The organism is Zhenhengia yiwuensis (genome assembly GCF_014384995.1).
Lineage (GTDB): Bacteria > Bacillota > Clostridia > Lachnospirales > Cellulosilyticaceae > Zhenhengia > Zhenhengia yiwuensis.
Genome location: NZ_JACRSY010000040.1, coordinates 17,658 through 27,264, shown reverse-complemented (window position 1 = coordinate 27,264; position 9,607 = coordinate 17,658). Strand labels below are relative to the sequence as shown.

14 protein-coding genes and 1 riboswitch are annotated in these 9,607 nt (G+C 33.3%); of the genes, 4 read left to right on the top strand and 10 right to left on the bottom strand.

Annotation, left to right across the window (positions count from 1 at the left end; translation table 11 throughout):
* Positions 1–174: 174 nt before the first annotated feature.
* The 4 genes from H8718_RS17045 to H8718_RS17030 form a co-directional block, all read right to left on the bottom strand.
* On the bottom strand, positions 175–330 hold the full coding sequence (locus H8718_RS17045) for a CorA family divalent cation transporter (RefSeq protein WP_249334022.1): 156 nt from the start codon (positions 328–330) through the stop codon (positions 175–177).
* A gap of 63 nt (positions 331–393) precedes the next feature.
* Positions 394–897: a helix-turn-helix transcriptional regulator gene (locus H8718_RS17040; protein ID WP_249334020.1), complete on the bottom strand. Its 504-nt coding sequence runs from the start codon at positions 895–897 to the stop codon at positions 394–396.
* A gap of 168 nt (positions 898–1,065) precedes the next feature.
* Complete coding sequence (locus H8718_RS17035; RefSeq protein WP_249334018.1) at positions 1,066–1,242, bottom strand: transcriptional regulator; 177 nt, start codon at positions 1,240–1,242, stop codon at positions 1,066–1,068.
* 54 nt (positions 1,243–1,296) lie between these two features.
* Positions 1,297–1,488, bottom strand: a complete 192-nt coding sequence (locus H8718_RS17030; protein WP_249334016.1) for a helix-turn-helix domain-containing protein — start codon at positions 1,486–1,488, stop codon at positions 1,297–1,299.
* Between the two features lie 150 nt (positions 1,489–1,638).
* Here H8718_RS17030 and H8718_RS17025 point away from each other — a divergent pair, with 150 nt between their 5' ends.
* From H8718_RS17025 to H8718_RS17010, 4 genes are all read left to right on the top strand, one after another.
* Entirely contained in the window at positions 1,639–2,085 is a 447-nt protein-coding gene (locus H8718_RS17025; protein WP_249334014.1) for a helix-turn-helix domain-containing protein, read from the top strand.
* A gap of 29 nt (positions 2,086–2,114) precedes the next feature.
* Complete coding sequence (locus tag H8718_RS17020) at positions 2,115–2,543, top strand: ImmA/IrrE family metallo-endopeptidase (protein ID WP_249334012.1); 429 nt, start codon at positions 2,115–2,117, stop codon at positions 2,541–2,543.
* 117 nt (positions 2,544–2,660) lie between these two features.
* Positions 2,661–2,825, top strand: coding sequence for a ComEC/Rec2 family competence protein (locus H8718_RS17015; protein WP_249334010.1), 165 nt, complete (start codon positions 2,661–2,663; stop codon positions 2,823–2,825).
* Positions 2,826–2,886: 61 nt separating this feature from the next.
* A complete protein-coding gene (locus tag H8718_RS17010) occupies positions 2,887–3,945 on the top strand; it encodes a tyrosine-type recombinase/integrase (protein ID WP_249334008.1) in 1,059 nt (352 codons plus the stop codon).
* Positions 3,946–3,949: 4 nt separating this feature from the next.
* Here H8718_RS17010 and H8718_RS17005 read toward each other — a convergent pair whose 3' ends face one another.
* From H8718_RS17005 to H8718_RS16980, 6 genes are all read right to left on the bottom strand, one after another.
* Entirely contained in the window at positions 3,950–4,384 is a 435-nt protein-coding gene (locus H8718_RS17005) for a protein-export chaperone SecB (RefSeq protein WP_249334006.1), read from the bottom strand.
* Positions 4,384–4,620, bottom strand: coding sequence for a hypothetical protein (locus H8718_RS17000; RefSeq protein WP_249334004.1), 237 nt, complete (start codon positions 4,618–4,620; stop codon positions 4,384–4,386). The genes H8718_RS17005 and H8718_RS17000 overlap by 1 nt, the downstream gene beginning before the upstream one ends.
* A gap of 53 nt (positions 4,621–4,673) precedes the next feature.
* Positions 4,674–5,363, bottom strand: a complete 690-nt coding sequence (locus tag H8718_RS16995; RefSeq protein ID WP_249334002.1) for a hypothetical protein — start codon at positions 5,361–5,363, stop codon at positions 4,674–4,676.
* Positions 5,364–5,564: 201 nt separating this feature from the next.
* Positions 5,565–7,106 carry a glutamine-hydrolyzing GMP synthase gene (gene guaA / locus H8718_RS16990; protein WP_249334000.1) on the bottom strand — a complete coding sequence of 514 codons (1,542 nt, stop codon included), beginning with the start codon at positions 7,104–7,106 and terminating at the stop codon, positions 5,565–5,567.
* A 72-nt stretch (positions 7,107–7,178) separates the two neighbouring features.
* Positions 7,179–8,633: an IMP dehydrogenase gene (gene guaB / locus H8718_RS16985; protein ID WP_177671078.1), complete on the bottom strand. Its 1,455-nt coding sequence runs from the start codon at positions 8,631–8,633 to the stop codon at positions 7,179–7,181.
* A gap of 103 nt (positions 8,634–8,736) precedes the next feature.
* Positions 8,737–8,837: riboswitch (purine riboswitch) on the bottom strand.
* 138 nt (positions 8,838–8,975) lie between these two features.
* Positions 8,976–9,488 carry a hypothetical protein gene (locus H8718_RS16980; protein ID WP_177671079.1) on the bottom strand — a complete coding sequence of 171 codons (513 nt, stop codon included), beginning with the start codon at positions 9,486–9,488 and terminating at the stop codon, positions 8,976–8,978.
* Between the last annotated feature and the right edge of the window lie 119 nt (positions 9,489–9,607).

Here is a 9,607-nt window from a genome sequence, read left to right as displayed (position 1 = left end):
ATGAATTTGAAATGTTGCCGTTGAGAAATTTAACTGTGCCTCACATTCCTCAACAAGCATTTCATAGAGCACCGAGTCTGTATAAGCACTGTACACTTTAGGATTTGATGCAATCTTGTAATTGGCTATTTTTACTGCTTGATCATGTAAGTTCAAAGCTTATCCCCCTTTTATCTATAAGTTGTAAAAGCCTACTAGAATTGCACAAAGTGGTATACTTGCTACCAATGCGCCTCCTAATAACGCTCCTGATACAACACTTAAAATGTATATAAAGCTATTAAGCTCTTGAGCAATAAAATTAACAATTGCACTCTTTTTACTATTCATTTGTCAACGCTCCCTTTGACTTAAGCCACAAACCGTGCTATACTTAAGTCACACATGTATTTTTTAAATGTAAGCCTTTTCAAGATTGCCGTCTTGAAGGGCTTTTTTCTTTTGCATTTCTTCTCTAAGTATCAGTGGGAACAACACTGCCACCAATTCTTTTGACTGTTGTATAAAGCTGTTATAATCTGTTCTTTCCGTATCATCTATCACCCCATCTCTAAGTATTTTCATTAGTCTTGGGATTTCTTCTGATACATCGTTATACTCATTTTGGATATCCAATGCAACTAGCCGTAAATCCTGTCCGCTGTGCTTACACCAGTTTGGTGAAAATACTAAGTCATCTGCTCCATGTTCTTCTGACATATACAGCGTATACACTTCTGGATCTTCATAAATTCTTGAAAGAGCAATAACAGTTTCTACTCGTAAATCCTCTTTACCAAGTTCCCAATCGCTTATTCTTGATTGAGTTACCCCAAGCTTAAGTGCAACATCTAACTGAGATAATCCTCTTTCTTTTCTTGCTTCAAATAATTTTGTTCTAAATTGATTTATTTTCATTTTTTCATCCCTTCTATACGTTTTAATGTATATATGCACATTATTTATCTGCTTTTCTGTATTCCTCAGACAGTTTGTTTTTTATAAACTATAGTTAATACAGAAATCATCCTAATTCCATTTGTGGTTGCAACTCACTTATTTGCTATAATCCCTGATACGCTTCATTCAATCTATGTATACTCTCTCATAGAAATATTTTTTAGAAACTCTACCAGAGTATGTTTGCTTTCCTTGGTCTTTAAGTTCTTTATTAAGCGTTCTCATAAGCTTATACGCTGTTGACTCTGCAATATCCATCAGCTCCATAATGTCTGTCACACGTAAAAACTTTTTAGTTGTCATGCTAAATACCTCCTAAATTACAAAATATCTAAAAAACATTTCACACGTTTCGTGTTATTTGCTGTTAAAAAAAATATTTATATCTTCATCTGGGAATCTGTCTTTAAACTTCTTAATAAAATTAGCACTTGGATTTCTATCTCCATACTCAACTTTTTCGTATAAAGACTTAGATACCCCTAATTCTATCGCCATTTGAGATATTGTTAAATTTTGTTTATATCTAAAATTCTTTAACCAATCCATTTTACACCTCACTAACTACACGATTTGTGTGATTTTAATATAACACACACTTTGTGTAGTGTCAATATTTTTTCACACATTTTGTGTATTTTACTTTTACCACACATAATGTGTGGTATATTATAATAAATACACTTAAAGGAGGTCTTTATGCTAGGTTCAACTATAAGAAAATTAAGATTAAGTCATAAGTTGACGCAAAGTGAGTTGGGAAAGAAATTAAAAGTTTCTGCTAGTACAATTGGTATGTATGAACAAAATAGACGTACTCCTGATAATAATATGCTTAAGGATATAGCTCGTATATTTAATGTATCTGTAGACTATCTTTTAGGAATGACAGATAACTCTACATCTAGCCTTAAAATAAATTCTCAAAATCCGGTATTAAACGATAGAGACAAAAAAGATATTGCGAAAGACTTAGAATCTATTATGTCTAAAATTGATTCTGGTGAAGATGGCCCACTTTATTACAATGGCCATGAGATGTCAGATGAAGATAAAGAATTATTTAGGGATGCATTAGAGTTTGCTTTAAAAAGAATAAAAGTAGAAAATAAACAAAAGTATACTCCAAAAAAATATCGCAAATAAGTCAACTGGTTTGGGGGAAATACATACGAATGAAAAAATATATTAAAAAAGAGGTTCTTAAACTTCTTAAGAAACATAAAACAAATGATCCAGAAGAGCTTGCAAATAGAATGGGAATTATGATAATTGATATGCCATTAGGCTCAAATGCAGGCTCTTATAGATTTATGAAAAATCATAAAGTAATTTTTGTTAACTCTGATTTAGACTATCATCAACGTAAGGTTGTAATAGCTCATGAACTTGGACATGCTGTATTACATCCTAAAACAAATTGCTGTTTCATTAAAAATAAGACGCTCCTACTCTCCTCTAAAATTGAGAAGGAGGCTAATATATTTGCTTGTGAATTACTTATTCATGATGACCTACTAAAAGATTACATAGATTACTCTTTAAATGAAATTGCAAATGCAGAATACTTACCTGTAGAATTACTTGAATTAAAATTTAACTAATTAAGCTTAGGCTTATTTATTTTTAAGATATTATCGAACACACATTCTATTCAATAAGCTTAAGCTTATTTATTTTTGAATCAAAACCGAACATACATTCTATTTAGGAGGATTAATATGCTTATTAATGATACAAGTTTACTTACTAAAGAAACCAGAGAAAGATTAGAACAGACTGGAATTATGCATATCCATACAGGTGGCCAACCACTTACAGAAGAAACAGCCCTAGAACTATTGAAATGGTTTGATGAAAACCAACATATTTTTGAACAGGAATAATTTCTCATTAGACTTTATCCCCAGAATTATTTAAAATTACACACAGAATGGAGGTATTATTATGCCTGCTTATAAAGATGCTGATAGAGGGACTTGGTATGCCAAGTTCTACTATACTGACTGGACTGGCGAAAAAAAAGTGAAAAAGAAACGAGGATTCAAAAAGAAATCTGAAGCATTAGATTTTGAACGTGAATTCTTAAATAAACAACAAATGAACTGCGATATGCCATTTAAAAGCCTTGTAGATGTGTATTTTGAAGATATGAAAACTAGATTAAAAGCTAGTACTATGTCTACCAAAGAATATATAGTAACACATAAAATACTACCTTACTTCGCAGAATTACCTATCAATACCATCAAAGCCCCTCATATTAGGAAATGGCAAAATGAATTGCTTAGTAAAAATTATTCACCAACCTATGTTAAAACTGTGAATAATCAGCTATCTGCTATCTTTAACTACGCTGTTAGATACTATGATTTAAAAGATAACCCTTGCCATAAGGCTGGCTCTATTGGCAAAGGTCGTGCTGATGATATGGACTTTTGGACTTTAGAAGAATTTAATACAGTTATTTCTCATGTAAATGATAACGCTGCTAAAACTGCTCTTATCCTATTCTTTTATAGTGGAATGAGATGTGGAGAACTTCTTGCTCTTACTACCAATGACTTTGACTTTCAGGCTTCAACAGTGACTATTACAAAGTCATATACACGTCTTAACGGAAAAGACTATATTACTGAACCCAAAACACCAAAGAGTAAACGTATTATCACCTTACCAACTTCTGTTACAAAAACGATTAAAGACTATATAGATACTCTCTACGATCTTGACCCTACAGATAGGCTATTCCCATATACAAAACACTTTTTCAGACATAACATGGAAAGGGCCTGTAAAAAGTCGGGTGTAAAAAAAATACGTGTCCATGATTTGCGACACTCACATGCTTCACTACTTATAGAAATGGGAATAAATATCTTGATTATATCCCAAAGGTTAGGGCATGAAAAAGTAGAAACTACATTAGGGACTTATAGTCACTTATATCCTAATAAACATGAAGAAGTTGCTAATCAATTGGAGGCATTAAAAAAAGAGGTCTAACTACTTAGACCTCTTTTTTATCATTCACCATTTTAAGTACATTGATTGGTGGTATTATTATTGGCTCAACATTCGCATTTGCACTATATGTAGTAACCATAGCCCTAAGATATGGGAATAATATAGCAATTGCATTCGTTTCTGCGAGTCCTCTAGCCTCTACTTCTGTTGCATTATTTTCTATCTCAAAAACACCTGTAATCTCTAGTTTCATACTAAAAGGATAATTCTTATACTCTGCTAATGGGAATATATCAGCTTCTAGCTTAACTAGGACAGTATTATCTTCATCTTCTAAAAATTTTATTTCTCTTTCTATATCGAAATCTAAAGAAACTGCATCTCCAGTGAATTTAGGATTCATATAGAATTCTACTTTATTTACAACATAATTGATAAATCTTAATTTACTTTTTATGTTAGTTGCTTTTACACTCATTAAGCTACCTCACATAGATATGTATTTGAAAAAACATTTAAATCTTTGTCTCCTAATATTACATACCTTTCTTTATTGTTTAAGTATATTTCACGTTCAGTAATCATGTGCATACCAAATGACTTACTTGGCTTAATTTCATCTATCCCTGCCATAAGTAAATTTTTTTCAAGCTCTTGTACACTTAAGTTTGAAAAATGTTCTCTGATAGCTTGCAATTCCTTTTGTAAATTCATCCTAATCCCTCCCTGCTACTCTATAGCTTAACTATATTGTTGCCTTCTTACAGTTATTTAATCATATTATATGCCTTTTTATGAAGATGAGTACCTTTAATACTATTTCTTTTTAATGTTTTTAAATGAGATATTGGTGCATTATAATTAAGCTTGCTTAATTGTTGTTGAAAACTAGCTATATCTTCACGATAATTAACATCTATGATATTTTTAACAATATCCTGTTTTTTTACACAGATTTGTTTTTGTGGCATAAATCCAAGTCTTGTATTTATGCTTTTATAGTTTGTAGTATTTCTTAAAAAGACCGCTACTACAATATCATATTTTTCCTTAAAATTCATGGATTCAAACATGTAATTTAAAACTACACCTTCCGATAGCTCACTTTTACATAAATCAGCACTCTCTTTTTTCATCTCATATAATAGATTATAAACTTCATCAAAGAGTATCTTATGTTCTGCCTTATTTAAATCAAATACTCTTTCTTTTATTGTTAATATACTGGCCTCCAAAATAGAGTAATTTCTAATCAAGGATTCATCATGTGGCTCTTTTGGATATCGTTTTCTACACATATCTGAAATCCATTTAAATGCATATAGTTTTTCTTCAAAAAAATAACTTCCATCTCCTAGCCAATGAGAATTTCCTCTTGAAATTTCCATCTCTTGATTTGAAAGCATTCTATCACCACGTATTTTACCTGTTCCATGATATAGATGCTCATTAAACATATTTACTCCTATTTATCCTTTATGGTTTGTACCATAATATTATACCATAGTATAATACTAAAACAATATAAATGCATGCATATTATATATATTCTAACTATTAATTTATATTCTCTAGTATAAAGAGTACCATTTTAGTACCATGATAAAAAAATAAAAGCTACAGTCCTTGTATTTCAATGGACTGTAGCTTTTTAGCTTCTATTCAAACTCAATCGTTGCTGGTGGTTTTCCTGTGCAGTCGTAGAGTACACGGTTAACCCCTTTAACTTCGTTTACGATTCTTGTTGTTACTTTTCCAAGTACTTCCCATGGAAGGTCAGCTGATTCTGCTGTCATGAAGTCGCTTGTTGTTACGGCTCTTAGGGCGATTGCGTAATCATATGTTCTTTCGTCGCCCATTACGCCTACTGAGCGCATGTTTGTAAGAGCTGCGAAGTATTGACCGATTTCTTTATCGATACCTGCTTTTGCGATTTCTTCGCGGTAGATCCAGTCTGCATCTTGTACGATACGTACTTTTTCTGCTGTTACTTCACCGATGATACGGATACCAAGTCCTGGACCTGGGAATGGTTGTCTGAATACAAGGTATTCTGGAATACCTAATTCTAAACCTGCTTTACGTACTTCATCTTTGAAGAGAAGACGAAGTGGTTCGATGATTTCTTTGAAATCTACACAGTCTGGTAATCCACCTACGTTATGGTGTGATTTGATAACTGCTGATTTACCGTGTCCACTTTCAATTACATCTGGGTAAATTGTTCCTTGTACTAAGAAGTCTACAGCACCGATTTTTTTAGCTTCTTCTTCGAATACACGAATGAATTCTTCACCGATGATTTTTCTCTTAGTTTCTGGATCTTCTACGCCTTTTAATTTTGCGTAGAATCTTTCTTGTGCATTTACACGGATGAAGTTAAGATCATAGTGACCTTCTGGACCGAATACTGCCTCTACTTCATCCCCTTCATTTTTTCTAAGTAAACCGTGGTCTACAAATACACATGTAAGTTGTTTTCCGATTGCTTTAGAAAGAAGTACTGCTGCTACAGATGAATCTACACCACCTGATAAAGCACATAATACTTTTCCGTCGCCTACTTTTTCGCGGATTTCTTTAATTGTTGTTTCTACGAAAGAATCCATTTTCCAGTCACCTTCGCATTCACAAATTTTGTGAACGAAGTTTGAAAGCATTGTTTGACCTTCTTGTGTATGCATAACTTCTGGATGGAATTGTACTGCGTAAAGTCCTTTAGCTGCATTTTCCATAGCTGCTACTGGGCATACTGGTGTATGAGCTGTAATGCTAAAGTCTGCTGGTGCCTTTTCAATGTAGTCTGTGTGGCTCATCCAGCAAATTGTAGATGGTGCTACCCCATCAAATAATTTTGAAGCTGTTTCTACTGCTACTTCTGTTTTACCGTATTCACTTACTGGAGCTGTTGCTACGCTTCCACCTAAAAGGTGAGCCATAAGTTGTGAACCATAGCAGATCCCAAGTACTGGGATACCAAGTTCAAATACTTCTTTATCACAGATTGGTGATTCATCAGCATATACACTGTTTGGTCCACCTGTGAAGATGATTCCTTTTGGATTCATTTCTTTAATTTTTTCGATGCTTAAATTATAAGGATGTACCTCGCAGTAAACGTTATTTTCACGAACACGTCTTGCGATAAGCTGATTATACTGTCCACCGAAATCTAGTACGATAATTAAGTCATGTTTCATCCGTATTTCCTCCTCTAATATGTGTCTGAACTAAAAGCCGTCTTATACTTCACTATAATAATATACTATTAATTAGTATTCTACGCTATAGTTTGGTGCTTCTTTTGTAATTTGAATGTCATGTGGGTGGCTTTCTTTAAGACCAGCACTTGTGATACGTACGAATGTTGCTTTTTCTTTAAGTTCTTCGATTGTTGATGCGCCTGCATAACCCATACCAGCACGAAGACCACCAATCATTTGGAATACAGTATCTGCTAAGTAACCTTTGTAAGCTACACGACCTTCAACACCTTCTGGAACAAGTTTTTTAGCATCATTTTGGAAGTAACGGTCTTTGCTTCCATTTTCCATAGCTGCAATTGATCCCATACCACGGTATACTTTATATTTTCTTCCTTGATAAAGTTCTGTAGCTCCTGGACTTTCTTCACAACCAGCAAGCATTGATCCCATCATACATACATTAGCACCCATACCGATTGCTTTTACAATGTCTCCTGAGTATTTAATACCACCATCAGCAATTACCGGAACCCCGTATGGAGCTGCTGCTTTAGCACAATCTTCTACTGCTGTAATTTGTGGTACACCTACACCTGCAACAACACGTGTTGTACAGATTGAACCAGGCCCGATACCTACTTTAACTGCATCTGCACCAGCTTCGATAAGTGCTACTGTAGCTTCTGCTGTTGCTACGTTACCAGCAATGATTTGAAGTTCTGGGTATTTTGATTTAATTAATTTAACTGTATTAATAACACCTTGTGAATGACCATGAGCTGTATCAACTGTAATTACGTCTACTTTAGATTTTACAAGTGCATCTACACGTTCAAGTACATCTCCTGTTACACCTACAGCTGCCCCTACTAAAAGTCTACCTTGAGCATCTTTAGCTGCTTGTGGATAAAGGATAGCTTTTTCAATATCTTTGATTGTGATAAGTCCTTTTAAGTTACCTTCTTTATCTACAATTGGTAATTTTTCAATGCGGTGTTTAGAAAGAATTTCTTTAGCTTTTGCAAGGTCTGTACCTTCTTCAGCTGTAATAAGATTTTCACTTGTCATAACTTCTTTAATTTTACGATTATGATTTGTTTCAAAGCGTAAATCACGGTTTGTAATAATCCCTACTAATTTTGTACCTTCTGTAATAGGAACTCCAGATATTCTGTATTTTGCCATTAATTCATTTGCATCATATACATAGTGTTCTGGTGATAAGAAGAATGGGTCTGTAATAACACCATTTTCAGAACGTTTTACTTTGTCAACTTCTTCTGCTTGCTCACTAATAGACATATTTTTGTGGATAATACCAATACCACCTTGTCTAGCAATTGCAACAGCCATACGTGCCTCTGTTACAGTGTCCATCCCAGCACTCATCATTGGAATGTTTAGTGTAATTGTTTTAGTAAGTTGTGTTTGAAGTGATACTTGATGTGGTAATACATTTGAGTAATTAGGTACGAGTAAAATATCGTCAAATGTAATGCCGTCTTTAATAATTTTTGACATGTGAAGTTCCTCCTAGTATGTTGTGTAATGGATTATATAAAAAAATCCCTCAATAGAATAGGTATTGAGGAATTAAAGAGCAATACAGTAATAAACTGTGTACTACTAATTTAAGTTTCCTCGTAGTCCGCTTATTTACGGTAAACGGGTAGATACTCTCGGCCCAATCGCCAAGTATATACGAAAAATCAGATTTGCTTTTTGTTATCGCTTATTATAGCATATCCTTTCTTAAATTGTTAGTAGTGTTTTTTAATATAATAATAAGAGGTTTACACAATAAAAATATGGACTATATACAACTAGTCCACATTTTTCGCCACTTTTTTCAAATTTTATAAACTACCCTCTATATTTAAAAACTTTATTTGGTGCTTGCTTATACATTAATTGAAGCATTTCTTCATTTGGTGTAATGAGGATTTTAAGTAATTGTCCCTCATGAGGATACATAATAGCATATGTTGCTTTAGTATGATTACCATCACTTGCATCGATAACCTTTTGCCCACGGCTGATTTCATCTTGACGTCTCTCATCTTTAATACTTGCAATGACGTTAGCCTCTTTAATGTCAATTTCCATAATACGTTTTCTTTTTTCTTTATTGTAGATGACATCAATATCCATAATATTATTGGTTAAAGCATACTCATGTTCTTTTTTTAGTTTACTTGCAAAGAACATTGCCCCCCACATGACTGCAAGCACTAAAATAGGTGCTGCAAAGATTGGTAATACAAAGAATAAAATAACAGATACTAAAATTGCTACAGTCCATATAATTGTGCGTTGTAGTTTGTCTTTTTGACTCATTGTCATTGGTACTAACTGCTCTTTAAAGCTATCACCCATGTTTTCCTTCTCCTTTTATCTTATTGATTTTTATATATTTCATTATACCCTATTTTTACCTTCTTTTCAATGAATGCCACAAATCAGAAAAGTGTTAACTATTTAAAATAATTGTCGCA